Raw genomic sequence first — 15,106 nt, 5'->3', positions numbered from 1 at the left:
CGCCCCGCCATGTCTGCGTTGAAAGCAAGATGCGATTTCCCACCAACAACCTCAATATCAAAAACCAACAAAAAATCAGTTTAACTACATTTCGATTAAAAAATTCAAAAATGATCTATGTGCGGAAATTCGCACATTTTATTTCCACCACGGAACAGGTCCTTGTCCTGACCGGCAAGTAATAGATCGTTGATTTACGGCAGTTTCCCCTATTTATACCCCACGCAGTAAGTGAACATTATCTTACAAATAAACGCAGAAGTCTGTATTAATCGCCTGCGCGGCACAGATATGGAAACGTATGGAACAGGAAAAAGTTCGCGAAAAAACTTCGCGACTTTTTGGAAATGCGATGCTGTTTTTGCCTGAAACGACCGCTACGCACCCTTGAAACAGGTAAAATCAAACCCGATTCCGGTGTCAAAAAAGTCGAATCGCCAGATCAGAATTCCGGTTATCAGGCGTCCGGGCGGTCCAGACCGATCAATTCAAGCGCCTCATTCTGACGGGTCTCCAGTTCAGAAACATCAAAATCCCCCACCAGATCATGGAACAGGCGATACCAGTTCACATGGGCATCAAGGCGCAGGAACACCGCACCAAGCCCGACGGCGGCACGATCAACCAGAACAAATTCACGCGGCGGTTTGACCCCGCCAACCCGACGAAGTTCCTGATGGACCTTGGCGGCAACTTCTGCGCCGTAGGCAACCGAATTGGTTTCACCCATCTTGCGTTCGCGGTCATCAAGGATCGGGCCATAAACAAAGCTGGCCCAGATATTAAGCACATCAATCAGTTCGCGTGATGGCGCCTCAAAGCCCCAGCTTTCATAAGCACTCACCGCCTTTTCCTCGTCCTTGTCGCGAAGCGCTTCATAAAGCGTAATCACGGCATTGACGAAACCGGGTTTAAAAATGCGGATACAGCCAAAATCAAGAAGATTGACCGAAAGGTCATCGCGTAATGTGTAATTGCCCAGATGCGGATCACCATGGATCACGCCGTATCGGTAAAACGGCACATACCAGGCCCGGAACATATTAAGGGCAACCGCATTACGCGCATCCTGATCCGGGTCGCTATCAAGGAATTTCTGGAATTTCTGGCCGGTTTGCCAGGTCATGGTCAAAAGCCGGCTGGTGGTTAGCTCGTCCACGGGTTCAGGCACATGTATGGCATTTTCCCCGGCCAGCATGTGGCCATACAGGCGCATGTGCTTGGCTTCGCGGGCATAATCAAGCTCTTCACGCAGACGCGCTGTCAGTTCGTCCTGAATGTTGCCGGCATCAATCGCACTGTCATAGCGCTTATAGATCGCAAAGGCGGCACGCAGCTGTTTCAGATCGGCCTCAACAGTTGCAGACATATCGGGATATTGCAGTTTGCAGGCAACATCCCGACCATCAGGCAAGACGGCCTTATGGACCTGCCCCAATGAGGCGGCTGCGACCGCATCGCGGCTGAATTCGGTGAAGTTTGATTGCCATCCGGCCCCCAGTTCGCTGCGCATCCGGCGTTTGACAAACAGCCAGCCCATGCTGGGCGCGTCTGCCTGAAGAGATGCCAGCGCCTGGCTATATTCACGCGGCAGGGCATCGGGGATGGTCGAGAGGATTTGGGCGACCTTCATCAGCGGCCCCTTAAGCCCGCCGAGCGCCGCGGTCAGTTCGGCAGCGTATTTCGCATGATCGATTTGGCCGCCGAAGACCTTTCCGGTGGCAAGGCGCGCGGCCAGCTTGCTGGCCGACGCCCCCACCCTTGCATAACGACGAACCCGCCCGCCAAACCTGTTTTCTTCGGATGGGACGGTAAAATCATCGTCGTTAGCACTCATATTAGGAAAGCTCCTCCAGCTCGTCGATCATACGCTTGATCATGTTCAGACCACGTTGCCAGAAGGCCGGGTCAGATGCATCAAGTCCGAACGGTGCCAGAAGTTCCTTGTGATGCTTGGTGCCGCCAGCTTTGAGCATATCTAGATACTTCTGCTGGAAGCCGTCTTCGGCGTTCTCGTAAACATCGTAAAGCGAGTTCACGAGGCAATCGCCAAAGGCATAGGCATACACATAGAATGGCGAATGAATGAAATGCGGAATGTATGACCAGTAATATTTGTACTCGTCCTCATACCGGATGGCATCGCCCAGACTTTCATGCTGTACGGCAATCCAGATGTCGCAGATCTCATCGACGGTCAATTCACCTTCGCGACGCTTGTCATGAACACGTTTTTCAAACTCGAAGAACGCGATCTGGCGCACGACGGTATTGAGCATATCCTCAACCTTGCCTGCGAGCATAATGCGTTTCATCTTCGGATCGGCTTCCGAACGCAGCATCGACTGGAAGGTCAGCATTTCACCAAAGACCGATGCGGTTTCAGCAAGGGTAAGCGGCGTATCGGACAGGAAATAGCCATGCTCGCCCGCCAGAACCTGATGCACGCCATGGCCCAGCTCATGGGCAAGGGTCATCACGTCACGCGTTTTGCCGTGATAGTTCAACAGCAAATAGGGATGCGCGGACGGAACGGTCGGATGGGCAAAGGCCCCCGATGACTTGCCAGCACGCGGCGGCACATCGATCCAGGGATTATCAAAGAATTTCTGACCAACCTCTGCCAGTTCCGGTGAAAATTCGCCATAGGCCCTAAGAACGGTCGAACGCGCCGTTTCCCATTCGATCTGACGATCATCATCGTCAGGAAGCGGCGCATTGCGGTCCCAGTAATCAAGCTGATCGACACCGAACCATTTCGCCTTGAGGCGATAGTAACGATGCGACAGATCGGCATGGCTGTTTTTAACGGCAGTATTCAGGGCGCTCACAACTTCGTCCTCAACCTGGTTGGACAGGTTGCGCGAGGAAACCGGTGTTGCAAACTTGCGCAGGCGATCATCAATTTCCTTGTCCTTGGCAAGGGTATTGGTGATGTGCGCCAGAAGCTTGATATTCTTGCCCAGAACGTCACCGATTGCCTTGGCGGCCTTTTTGCGGTCTTCCACCCTGGTCGAGGACAGCATGTTCGACGCGTCCGACATGGTCAGGTCATTGCCATCAATCGGGAAGCGCAGATCAGCCATGGTCTGGTCAAACAGACGCACCCATGCGCTTGCCCCGGCAACGCGACGTTCGTGAAGAACCTGCTCGACCTCGTCTGAAAGCTGGTGCGGACGGAACGCACGGTTTTCATTCAGCCACGGACGGTAACGGCGCAGGTCGGCACTCTGATCATATTTGGCATCAAGAACGGCATCCTCGATCCGGTTCAGTTCAAGCCCGAAGAACAGTGACAGGCTTGAAATAGCCGTCATTTCTTCCTGAACGGACTGATAGAACTGGCCGATGGCCGCATCGGCACTGTCACCTGCATAAAGAAGCTGCGCAAAGGAGCCGATCTTGCCGCAAATTTCGCTGATGGCTTCGTATTCGGCAATTGCCGCAGCCAATTCATCACCGGAAAGATCGTTCAGCTTGCCCTGATAGCTTTGCTGAAACGCTTGCGACCGGCTTTTGGCATCATCAAGATCGCGCCGGATTGCGGGGTCTTTTGGATCGTTATAGAGATCCGTCAGATCCCAGGTCGGCAAATTCTTGTTGATCGCGTTCATTTGTCCTCCAGACAGTCTCTAATCTCTTGCTTTCGCCCCGGTTTGCACAAACATGATCCCTCATGTCGCGCAATCAGCTCCCGATACCGATATATAGCTGCTTGATGCCATATCACCAGTCCTGAATGCAGATAGGCTTGCATGCAATGAGTTTGATCATATCGCCACCGCCATACTGAACAACCGCAAACCACGATAAAGTTGTCGGGTCATTGTGTTCAGAACGCGTCATTGACGGAACGATTGCGTGAAAATTTCGTTAGAAATTCAATATTCTTTGGCAAAAGCAACGCCGCAGGGACCAGAATTGTCATTTTCCGGCTGCGAAATGATGCAATCCCTGATAACAAAATTGTCTTGGAACGTTCATTTAAATTCAGCACGATTGCATCTGACCGGATGTGAACGATTTGAATAGAACACACCAGATCAGGGCAACACCAAGATTGTCCGACCACGGGAAAAGATAACCAGGCAAGGAAATGTCATGACGAGCTTGCAGGATTATGCCGACTGGCAAAACTTGCCCTCGATGTTTTTCGCTCAGGCCAAAAAATACGGTGACGCACCGTTCCTTTGGACCAAAAGCAGCGAAACCGGTGAATTTGCGCCCACCACCTGGCTTGAGGCCGCCGATCAGGTCCGCGCCCTTGCCCGCGCGCTTTATGATATTGGCGTGCGTGCCGGTGACCGGGTGTTGCTTGTGTCCGAAAACCGCACCGAATGGGGCATTGCCGACCTTGCCATCATGTGCGTCGGTGCAATGACGGTCCCGGCCTATACCACCAATACCGAGCGCGACCATCTGCACGCGATCGAAGACAGTGGTGCGGCAATTGCCATCATCTCGACCAAGAAACTTGCCCAGCCCTTCCTGCATGCTGCCCTTGATAGCGGGCGCTGCCGTCATGCCATCATGATGGAAGAATGGGGGCAAAGCTTTGTCGGTGATATCACCATTTCACGCTGGGATGACCTCATTGCCAAGGGCCGTGGTCTTTCCGATGATATTGATGGCTGGGTTTCGGGCATCAAGCGAGATGATCTTGCCTGCCTGATTTATACGTCGGGCACCGGTGGATCCCCCAAGGGCGTGATGCTCAGCCACGGGGCGATCATTTCAAACTGCATGGGTGCCTTTGACATTATCGAAACCCTTGGCATCAACAACGAAATCTTCCTGTCCTTCCTGCCGCTGTCGCATTCCTATGAGCATACAGCCGGGCTTTATTTCCCGATCAGTATTGGTGCCCAGATCTATTACGCCGAAAGCCTTGACAAGCTTGCAGCCAACCTTGCCGAAGTCCGCCCGACCATCATGACCGCTGTGCCGCGTCTTTACGAGATGCTTTATCAGCGTATGAGCCGCATGGTCGAAAAGGAAGGCGGCTTCAAACAGAAACTGTTTGAACTTACATTGCGCCTTGGCCGCAAGAACTATGAAAAGCAGCGCCTGACCCTTATCGAGAAGTTCCAGAATCTCGCATGTGAGTTGCTGTTGCGCCGCAAATTGCGTCAACGTTTCGGTGGTCGCATCAAGGCGATGGTTTCAGGCGGAGGGCCGCTGAACTATGAGCTGGGCGTTCTGTTTGTATCGTGCGGCATTCGTATTCTTCAGGGCTATGGCCAGACGGAATTTGCGCCGGTGGTTTCGTGTAACCGTGCAGAAAACAACAAGCTGCGTACTGTTGGCCCGCCCATGGTTGGTGCCGAAGTCAAGATTGCCGAAGATGGCGAAATCCTGATGCGCGGCGAAAGCATGATGAAGGGCTACTGGAACCTGCCCGAAGTCACCGCAGCCACCATCATTGACGGATGGCTTCATACAGGCGACATCGGCACGTTTGACGAAGAAGGCAGCCTGATGATCACCGACCGCAAGAAGGACATCATTGTCAATTCCGGCGGCGACAACATCTCGCCGCAGCGGATCGAAGGCCTGATGACTCTGGAAACCGAAATTTCACAGGCCATGGTATATGGCGATGCCTTGCCTTATCTGGTTGCTGTGATCTGGCCAGAAGAAGACTTCATGCGCGAATTTGCCCGCGACAATTCGATTACCAACACCATCGAAGAATTGTCTAAAAATGATGACTTCCGCAAAGTCTTCCGCGAGGCAATTGATCGGGTCAATACGCGCCTGTCGACGATTGAAAAGGTCCGAAGCTTCATGTTTGCCGAGGCCCCGTTTACCATCGATAACGAGATGCTTACGCCATCCATGAAAATCCGTCGGCATAAAATCCGCGAGGCGTATGGCAAGCAACTTGACGGACTCTATCAGCGCAAGCGCCAGGGGCAGTAACCGACCAAATGCCCAAGACTAAAGAACACCAACATAACCAGACTCTGACCCTGATCCGTGGGTTACCCGGATCAGGGAAATCAACATTGGCAAGGAATCTGGCATCGGCAACAGGTGCTGTTCATCTTGAAGCCGATATGTTCATGGTAGATCGGCAGGGTTTCTACGAGTTCGATATCCGTCGACTCACAAAAACCCACGCCAAATGCGAAGCCAAATGCCAGGAAGCCCTTAAGGAAGGCAAGAATGTCGTCGTATCGAACACCTTCACCCGTTTCTGGGAAATGAAGGCCTATATCGATATGGCCGAACATCTTGGCGTTCCGCTTCAAATCGTTGAATGCCATGGCCGGTTTGGCAGCATCCATCAGGTTCCTGACGAAACGTTTGCCGATATGCGTGATCGCTGGGAAGACCTTCCCGCCGCATATCGCTAGTTTGCCGCCGAGAAAACCCTTTTGAGGATATCAGTTGTCCAGCGGGCCGGATCAGAGCGGATATCTGCCTCTCGCAGGGCGATGTAATGGAACAATCCGTCCATCGCCTTTTCCGTCGCATGATCGGTTAGCGACGCTTTCAGATCCGGTACAAACGGCAATGTGTCATATTGCCCGACCATCTGGTCATACAGCGACAGCGCCCCGGTATCAGAAAGTGCATCGGTAATCACCGGACGCAAACGGCCTTCAATATCCGATCCCCCCACACGGCGCAGATAACTGGTCGCCGCATCATCTGGCCCCTCAAGGATACCCTTTGCATCGGCAACCGTCATCTGGCTGATCGCCTTGACCAGAATGTCACCAGCATCGGTCATGGTTTGCTCAGCCGCGCGGTTCATACGCAATTCAATCTCGTCGGCATAGCTGCCAAGACCGGCAGCGCTCAGAAGTTTCTGCGCACTTTTGACACTTTCAGGAAGCGGAATATGGGCGACCGGATCGGCATTAAACCCGTCTGTGGCACCAAGCTGCTCGGTCACCAGTTCCACCCCCATATCAAGCGCCTGCTTAAGCCCCTGCTCGACCGTGTCTGACGAAAGAGCCGATATCGCAGAACTGCTGCTGCCTGAGGAGCTCGTAGCGCCAGATGAATTCAGCGCCTCGCCAAGGGTCTGCTTTGCCTTATCAAAAAAGGACTGGGCATTGGCCAAAGAGGCCATACCGACGACCATACAAACGACTGCAGAGACTGCAGGTATCCTGAATTTTTTAGCCAACATTCGTTCGTCCCAACCTGTGTTACCCTCAAGAAACCAGATGGTGACAACAAATAGTGACTTGAACAAGACAACCAATGTCCCTGAAAATCATTTCCCGTCAGAAAAATCGCATCTCTGATGTTTTAGCCGTCAGACAAGGCGGTTCCATGTTCTGCAATTATCCGGTCAATTTCGCGCCTTGCGAATAGCGCTATTTGGGACTGCGCTTCACGTTGCGCATCCGATTGCGGGTCAAATGCACCAATAACGATAATGTTTTCATCATTCAGCTGGTTGGCTGGACCGGTGTAATTAAAGGAACCGGCAATCACGACCTGATCATCAAGCACCATCAGCTTGTGATGCAGCTTGCCGAGTTTACTGCTTTTTTTTACGCCATATAGGTCACCACCTGCGGCGACCAGATCCTTTGTTGGTGCCCAGGCATTCACCCCCTGACTGTAATCAAGCGCACCGCGGATCGGCATCCCCATCTCAATGAGACGCAACATCGTGTCATCAATACCCGATGATTTCGAAAACGTGAAAATGGCAAAATCGATCCGCGATCGTGCCTTCATCATCTGCTTCATGATTTCCATTTCCGGATTGTGATCCGGTGCGAAGGCGATCTTTATCGGAATGCCTGAAACAGTTTCATAGGTTGGCTTGGCGTCATGCCCTTCATTCCGCTTGCCAAAATGCCCTTGCTGAATTTCCCGAAATTCCCGGGCATAGGTTAAAGCGATTTTCTTGTCATGCAGGATCACAACATGATTAAGGTTTTTGTGCGTTCCTGTCGGTGTAAAATTCGTACTGCCGGTCAAAACAGATTGGCCATCACGAATGATAAATTTTTGATGGAAAATGCTGGAATTGAAGTCAACCTTTACGTCGATATTTGACCGTAATATTGCATCGTGAATGACACGGTTCGGCTCATTCTTTCCGCCAGGTTCAAATGGCTCGGGCTTGATCGTCGAGCTGCGCAGATAGCTTTGCTCAACAACCAGTTTTACCCGAACCCGATTTTGTCGCGCTCTAATGATCGCCTCGGCAATAGGCCGACTTTCAAGTTCCTGGACGGCGATTTCCAGACGTTTTGTCGCTCCATTGATGAATTCGACAATGACATCTTCCAGATTGTCCGGCGCACCCAGCGTATGAGGGCCATTGTAGAATTCCACATTTCCGACTTTCATCGCCATATCTGGTCCTCTCACCGCGCAACCAAAACAAACATACAATCAAATAAATTCAACCCAGAGAATATTACATATCCATGATCCAGTCAGCAATCCAGCGACCAGTGTGAATTTCATCAAAATGTCCGAATTCCGGCAGTCCGGGACAATGCAAAAGAAAACCCCGGCTTTCTCAACCGGGGTTCTCGTTTTGGCTGTTGTGATGCTTTCGATTTTTAATCGACAATCTCGACCTTTTTGCCATTCAGCAAAAGATCATTTCCCTCTGTCGAGACCGGAACGGTATCCCCGTCCTTGATCCCGCCTTCAAGGATCTGCATTGCCAGCGGGTTCTGCAGGTAGCGTTGAATAACGCGTTTGAGCGGACGCGCCCCATAGACCGGATCATAACCCTTTTCGGCCAGCCAGTCCTTGGCGGCATCATCAAGCTTGAGTTCGATCTTGCGATCAAACAGAAGCTTCTCAAGACGGCCCAGCTGAATATCCACAATCTTGCCCATCTGCTCACGGGCCAGACGATGGAACAGAATGGTTTCGTCCAGACGGTTCAGGAATTCCGGACGGAATGATGCCCGGACGATTTCCATGACCTGATTGCGGACTTCGCCGCTGTCATGCCCCGGCTGCTGATTGGCAAGAATCTCGCCTCCCAGGTTGGAGGTCAGAATGATCAGGGTATTGCGGAAATCGACAACCCGGCCCTGTCCGTCGGTCAGACGACCTTCATCAAGAACCTGAAGCAGGACGTTGAACACATCCGGGTGTGCCTTTTCGACTTCGTCAAACAGCACAACCTGATATGGACGACGACGAACTGCCTCGGTCAGTGAACCACCTTCTTCATAGCCAACATATCCCGGAGGTGCACCGATCAGACGGGCGACTGCATGTTTCTCCATGAATTCGGACATATCAATCCGCACCATGGCCTGTTCATCATCAAACAGGAACTGCGCAAGCGCCTTGGTAAGCTCGGTCTTGCCAACGCCAGTCGGACCAAGAAACAGGAACGAACCAATCGGTCGGTTTGGATCCTGAAGCCCCGCACGGGCACGACGAACCGCATTCGAGATCGAACGAACAGCTTCATCCTGTCCGACAACCCGCTTGCGCAGGGTGTCTTCCATTTCCAGAAGCTTTTCGCGTTCACCTTCAAGCATCTTGTCGACCGGAATACCCGTCCAGCGCGACACGATGGATGCGATGTGCTTTTCCGTAACCGCCTCTTCCTTCATGCCGTCAGCCTGATCTTCCTCGGCCTTTTCAAGCAAGCGTTCAAGAGCTGGGATTTCTTCATACTGAAGCTGACCGGCGCGTTCGAGCTTGCCATCACGCATGGCGCGTTCAAGTTCGCTGCGTGCCTGATCAAGCTGTTCCTTGATCTGGGTTGATGCCGCCAGTTCGGTTTTTTGCGCTTCCCATTTCGCGGTCAGAAGGGTCGATTTGCCTTCAAGCTCGGTCAGTTCCTTTTCCAGACGGCCAAGACGATCTTTTGACGCACTGTCGTCTTCTTTCTTCAGTGCTTCGCGTTCAATCTTGAGCTGGATGATCCGGCGATCGAGTTCATCGATTTCTTCGGGTTTGGAATCAAGTTCCATCCGCAGACGCGATGATGCCTCATCCATCAGGTCAATCGCCTTGTCAGGCAGGAAGCGATCCGTGATGTAGCGGTTCGAAAGCGTTGCTGCGGCCACCAGCGCCGCATCGGCAATCCGGACCCCGTGATGAAGTTCGTATTTGTCCTTGATGCCACGCAGGATCGATACCGTGTCGCTTACCGACGGTTCCGAGACAAAGACCGGCTGGAAACGCCGGGCCAGTGCCGCATCCTTTTCGATATGCTGACGATATTCGTCCAAAGTGGTCGCACCGACGCAATGCAGCTCGCCTCGTGCCAGTGCCGGTTTAAGAAGGTTTGATGCATCCATCGACCCTTCGGCCTTGCCGGCCCCCACAAGCGTATGCAGCTCGTCAATGAACAGAATGACCTGACCTGCTTCGGATTCAATTTCGCTCAGAACGGCTTTAAGACGTTCTTCAAACTCGCCACGGAACTTGGCACCGGCAATCAGCGCACCAAGGTCAAGCGACAAAAGTTTCTTGTCCTTGAGCGTTTCGGGTACGTCACCCTTGACGATGCGCAATGCCAGACCTTCGGCAATGGCGGTTTTACCAACGCCGGGTTCACCGATCATCACCGGGTTGTTCTTGGTCCGGCGCGACAGGACCTGAATCGCGCGACGGATTTCCTCGTCACGGCCAATCACCGGATCAAGTTTGCCTTCACGCGCGGCCTCGGTCAGGTCACGGGCATATTTCTTAAGCGCGTCATATTGGCTTTCCGCACCGGCACTATCAGCTGTCCGGCCCTTGCGAATGTCATTGATCGCCCCATTAAGGCTTTGCGCCGTGACACCGGCATCAGCCAGAACCTTGCCCGCGGTTGATTTCGGATCAAGGGCAATGGTCAGCAGCAGCCGTTCAGCCGTGACATAACTGTCACCGGCTTTTTTGGCGACTTCCTGAGCCTGATCAATCAGTCGGGCAAATTCCGACGAGAGATAAATCTGACCATTGCCACCGGAAACCTTTGGCAATTTCGCCAGTTCCTGTGCGCAACGCTCCTGGGCAAGCTTGGGCTTGCCGCCGGCTGCCTTGATCAGATTGGCTGCCAGACCTTCTTCGTCATCAAGCAGCACTTTCAGAAGATGGATCGGGACAAATTGCTGATGATTTTCGCGCAGCGCAAGCGATTGCGCGGACTGCAAAAACCCTTTGGACCGGTCCGTAAACTTTTCAAATTCCATTCCTGTCACTCCTTGAGCCAACAGTATTTAAACGATGTGGACCTTCTTGGAAGCATCCACGGCCTTGGCGTCATTGCCGAATTCTAAAATTATAGATTATTTCAACAGCGACAACATTGATATGTATCACCCTTGCACGTTTGCAACCATATACCCCTACAAAAGTTGCAAGAATTAATTGTGCGCCGCAGCACTGAAATCTGACATTATTCCAGCAATCATCGAACCACTCTGAAAGATACATGATTGTCCGGGGTTGCTCTTGGCAAAACAACGAATTAACGTCACCGTTTATGGCATGCATCACGCCCCCGACTTACCCGCATGTCAAAGCGCCAGACAGGAACAAAGAACATGACGGTCGAGCTCAAAGCCATCAAACGTTACCCGGTAAAGGGACTGCGCGGCATCGATATGCCAAGCGCAACAATTACGGCTCATAAAATGATTACCGATGACCGTCGGTTCGTCATTGGCACCCAGTCATCTCTGGGGCAGGACGGCGTGCAGGAATGGGCCCGCAAAAGCAACTTCCTGCAGCTGGTCAATACGCCCAAGCTTACCGAGCTTGGCACCGAATATGATGAAAGCACCTGCACCCTGACCATTCTTCGCAATGGCCGTGCGATCTGCAAGGGCAAGCTTGATGATGCCATGGGACGCACCGTGATTGAGGATTTCCTCAAGGCGTTCCTGAAAAATGACGTCGCGGGCACCCCGAAAATCTATTCAGCGCCCGACACCCAGTTCGGTGACATGAAGGAACCCTATATTTCGATCCTCAATCTTGCATCGATCCGTGATTTCGGTACCCGCATCGTGCAGGCAGATGTCGATCCGATGCGGTTTCGTGGCAATCTTCTGATTGACGGGCTTGACCCATGGAAAGAACTGGAGTGGGAAGAAGGCCAGATCATCAAGATCAATGGCGCGTCCTTCCGCTTCATTCATCCGATCACGCGGTGCAAGGCTACAAGCGTCAATCCCGACACAGCAGTTTCCGACATCAATGTCCCGCTGATGCTGCGTAAGGGTGTGAACCATCTGTATATGGGCGTTTATGTCGAAGCCATGGAAGACGTTACCCTGACACCTGGCAACGCAATCACCATCGACTGAGCCGCTTGACCATATTGACATCATGCTTGCCGGGGCATATCCGGCAAGATGATCTTTAGGTCTGCTCGAAATCAGTTATCCGCATCGAAGGTTGGCGCATGTACCGCCAGCCCGGCAAACATGTCATCATGATACCAGTCTATCCGATAGGCACGAATGGGCGGGCATCCCTTACGGAATAAAATCTGTTCTTCCTTGGGGAAACGCGCGACCTCGGCAGATTTCAGAATGGGTTGATTATCCTGTGGACGCAGATGAACAGGACGCGTCGTGTCGGCCCCGCCACCGGTATCATCAAAGCGCGACATCGCAGTCAGACCGGAAACCCAATCAAGGTTAAAGGCCCCTTCCTGACTCAGCACCGAAATGGCGTCAACCCGTCCAACAACATTCTCCCAGTTAAGACACACATCCATCAGGCCGCTGACACCGCTAAAGCCCGGCCAGACAACCATTCCATCACCATATCCGCCCCCCAGAAGGCGTTCGAACAACGGCATACGGCCAACCCGCTCAACCCCGTCAAGCAGGACAAGGAACTCCGGGTCACCGGATTTCCATCCCCGCTGATTGATCATATTCATCAACCCGGCGAGCATTACACGGCTAAAGGATGGCTGCACGTCCGGGTTTTCCCCGCCCAGTTGCCCGATCACATAGATTGAAACTGCACCGGAAGTGATGTCTTCTGTTGTAAAGCTGCTGGCACTGAGCAGTCGGGAGATTTGCGGATGATCAAACTCGGCAGTTGCATTCCGGCACGCCTCGATGATTTTCATCCGCTGGTCTTCGGTCATATCAAGAATATTAAGCGCGACCTCGGATATCCGGCCATCTGCGGAATCAATTCCCATCAGTTCTTCAAGAATTTTATAGAACCGGTGCGATGGCATGATCAGGTTCCGGCGCACCTCGCCCAGATTGCGGTCTTCTTTCAGGCTTTTCTGGATCGTATAGACGATAAAGCCCTGCAACAGGGTGCGGGCAATCCTGACTTCCTGTTCATCAAGTTCCTGTACGAACATCGGCGCCAGAAGCGTATCTGCGATCAATCCGGTATCGGTGATCATACCCTCGCCCTGCTGGCGGATGAAATCGAACGGATTGAACTGGTGTGTTTTCGTCCCGCTTTGCCCGTGGGGATCAAGCACAATGAGTTTTTGACCCATCTTGCTGCGACGATCATGTGTCGCGCGATAGATGCTGCCGAAACGCTCATATACAAACAGATTGCCTGTATGCAAAAGCGCATTGGGTTCTGCCGATGCGCGGTAATATTCATCGGGTGTGGTTGAAAATGTCAAAACACGCTTTAAACCGGCTGCACCAATCAACCGTTTCTCGTCACCCCAGCGACCCAGAACAAAGGGCGGGTTGTTTTCAAGAAGTTTACGCGCGGTAAGGTCTTCGCGCTTGGCCCATTGCCCCTCGGCCTTGATCTTGGCAGCCTGGGCCGGAGAAAGCGATTTCTTGGACTTTGGCGACGGGTGACTTGCCCGGTTAACCGCCATGATAACCAGCGGCAGGAACATCGGGATAATGAAACAAACACCCCCAAGCAGGGCTAACTCATAGTCGCCGTTAAACAGTCCCAGAGCGATGATCATCCCGCCCAGCGCCCATAACAGCACCATGACGACCCGAAATAACCCAGCCCCCATCAAAAACTCCCCGATTAAACGCGTTTTCCGATGGTCATGATCAAACACGACAAGCTGACAACAACCTCACGGAAGTATTTGTGATTTTCATAAACTGATATCAACATTAATCAGCGGTTGCACGTTATATTCCGCTTTATTGTTTTACAGGTTTGACCGGTAAAACCGCCCGTCGATCTGGCAAAATGCACCTGAAACGACAACACCCCTGCAAGTCATTGACCTGCAGGGGTGTTTGTCATGTTGAGACGAGCGATATGACGCGATCAGGCCGATACCGGCTCCGATCCCTCGTCCGAAGAAACGGCTTCTTCATCATCACGACCGGCAGCACGGCTGCGTCCGCGGCGTGCGGTCGGATGACGACCACGCGTACGCGAAGTTGCACTTGATGCGCGACGCGGTTTCTTTTCACCGTCGTCACCCTGCTCTGCCGTGTCGGCACCAGCAGGTGCATCATCAACAGCGGCATCTGCCGCCGGGGCCGGGGTGCTGTCGGCAGCAACCGCATCACCGCTTTCGGATTTGCGCGGGCGACCACGACCGGTCGCGCGACCATCGGTACGGCGTGTACGCGGGTTGCGTCTCGGCTTGTCTTCACCATCATCTGCGGATGCAGTGTCAGTGTTTTCGCTTGCCGTGGTTTCGCCGTCGGACTGGTCTACACCGTTATCATCAGACATGTTGTCTGCACTCTCGGTGTTTTCAGTCTGCGCATCGTCACTCTGACCGGACTGGTCATCTGTACGATCATCGCGGTTTCCGCGGTTATTGCGCGGGCGGTTATCGCCGCCACGCTCTTCGCGACGCTGGTTTTCCCATTCCTGAGCCGCCTGAAGAATGCGGTGGTAATGTTCAGCGTGCTGATAGAAGTTTTCCGCAAGTACAGGATCGTCGGTGCAATCCTTGGCGAGCGAAATGTATTTTTCATAGACCTGCTGCGCGTTTCCGCGAACACGACCATCCGGTCCATTACTGTCAAAATTCTGGAATTTTGGATTAACTGGACGTTTGTTAGACTGTTGCCGTCCGCGCGGACGTTTATTGTTATTTCTCATATCAACATGACTTTGGTGTTGAAGGACAATCCGGTGGCATCATCGGCCCCGGAACCACTCCGTCTGAAAAACATATTTCCCGCTAAACAGCACCGGTCAAACGGCAACTACACAAACCTGCCGAGAACCATCA

The 15,106-nt window shown here is 52.7% G+C and carries 10 protein-coding genes; 3 read left to right on the top strand and 7 right to left on the bottom strand.

Annotated features, from left to right (window positions below):
* Positions 1–457 precede the first annotated feature (457 nt).
* Both WA318_RS07010 and WA318_RS07005 read right to left on the bottom strand, forming a co-directional pair.
* Complete coding sequence (locus WA318_RS07010) at positions 458–1,837, bottom strand: ABC1 kinase family protein (RefSeq protein WP_336080410.1); 1,380 nt, start codon at positions 1,835–1,837, stop codon at positions 458–460.
* 1 nt (position 1,838) lies between these two features.
* Positions 1,839–3,614, bottom strand: coding sequence for a M3 family oligoendopeptidase (locus WA318_RS07005; RefSeq protein WP_336080409.1), 1,776 nt, complete (start codon positions 3,612–3,614; stop codon positions 1,839–1,841).
* A 487-nt stretch (positions 3,615–4,101) separates the two neighbouring features.
* On the opposite strand from WA318_RS07005, the gene WA318_RS07000 reads away from it, so the two are divergent.
* Both WA318_RS07000 and WA318_RS06995 read left to right on the top strand, forming a co-directional pair.
* The gene (locus WA318_RS07000) at positions 4,102–5,922 is read left to right on the top strand and encodes an AMP-dependent synthetase/ligase (RefSeq protein ID WP_336080408.1); all 1,821 of its coding nucleotides are present in this window, start codon (positions 4,102–4,104) and stop codon (positions 5,920–5,922) included.
* Between the two features lie 8 nt (positions 5,923–5,930).
* Positions 5,931–6,359, top strand: coding sequence for an ATP-binding protein (locus WA318_RS06995; protein WP_114099164.1), 429 nt, complete (start codon positions 5,931–5,933; stop codon positions 6,357–6,359).
* Here the strand turns inward: WA318_RS06995 and WA318_RS06990 are convergent.
* The 3 genes from WA318_RS06990 to clpB form a co-directional block, all read right to left on the bottom strand.
* On the bottom strand, positions 6,356–7,084 hold the full coding sequence (locus tag WA318_RS06990; protein ID WP_336080407.1) for a DUF4197 domain-containing protein: 729 nt from the start codon (positions 7,082–7,084) through the stop codon (positions 6,356–6,358). The genes WA318_RS06995 and WA318_RS06990 overlap by 4 nt on opposite strands.
* A gap of 182 nt (positions 7,085–7,266) precedes the next feature.
* Positions 7,267–8,331 (bottom strand): phospholipase D-like domain-containing protein, encoded by a 1,065-nt coding sequence (locus WA318_RS06985; protein ID WP_336080406.1) that lies wholly within the window; start codon positions 8,329–8,331, stop codon positions 7,267–7,269.
* A 212-nt stretch (positions 8,332–8,543) separates the two neighbouring features.
* The gene (gene clpB / locus WA318_RS06980) at positions 8,544–11,135 is read right to left on the bottom strand and encodes an ATP-dependent chaperone ClpB (protein ID WP_336080405.1); all 2,592 of its coding nucleotides are present in this window, start codon (positions 11,133–11,135) and stop codon (positions 8,544–8,546) included.
* A gap of 354 nt (positions 11,136–11,489) precedes the next feature.
* Here clpB and WA318_RS06975 point away from each other — a divergent pair, with 354 nt between their 5' ends.
* Positions 11,490–12,254 carry an MOSC domain-containing protein gene (locus WA318_RS06975; protein ID WP_336080404.1) on the top strand — a complete coding sequence of 255 codons (765 nt, stop codon included), beginning with the start codon at positions 11,490–11,492 and terminating at the stop codon, positions 12,252–12,254.
* 71 nt (positions 12,255–12,325) lie between these two features.
* On the opposite strand, the gene WA318_RS06970 is transcribed toward WA318_RS06975, so the two are convergent.
* Together WA318_RS06970 and WA318_RS06965 are read right to left on the bottom strand one after the other, a co-directional pair.
* Complete coding sequence (locus WA318_RS06970; protein ID WP_114099161.1) at positions 12,326–13,915, bottom strand: type IV secretory system conjugative DNA transfer family protein; 1,590 nt, start codon at positions 13,913–13,915, stop codon at positions 12,326–12,328.
* Between the two features lie 266 nt (positions 13,916–14,181).
* A complete protein-coding gene (locus WA318_RS06965) occupies positions 14,182–14,973 on the bottom strand; it encodes a DUF4167 domain-containing protein (RefSeq protein ID WP_336080403.1) in 792 nt (263 codons plus the stop codon).
* Positions 14,974–15,106 lie beyond the last annotated feature (133 nt).

This window comes from Thalassospira sp. CH_XMU1448-2, from assembly GCF_037027285.1.
In the GTDB taxonomy this organism is placed as follows: domain Bacteria; phylum Pseudomonadota; class Alphaproteobacteria; order Rhodospirillales; family Thalassospiraceae; genus Thalassospira; species Thalassospira profundimaris_C.
This window is presented reverse-complemented; position numbering and strand designations above follow the sequence as displayed.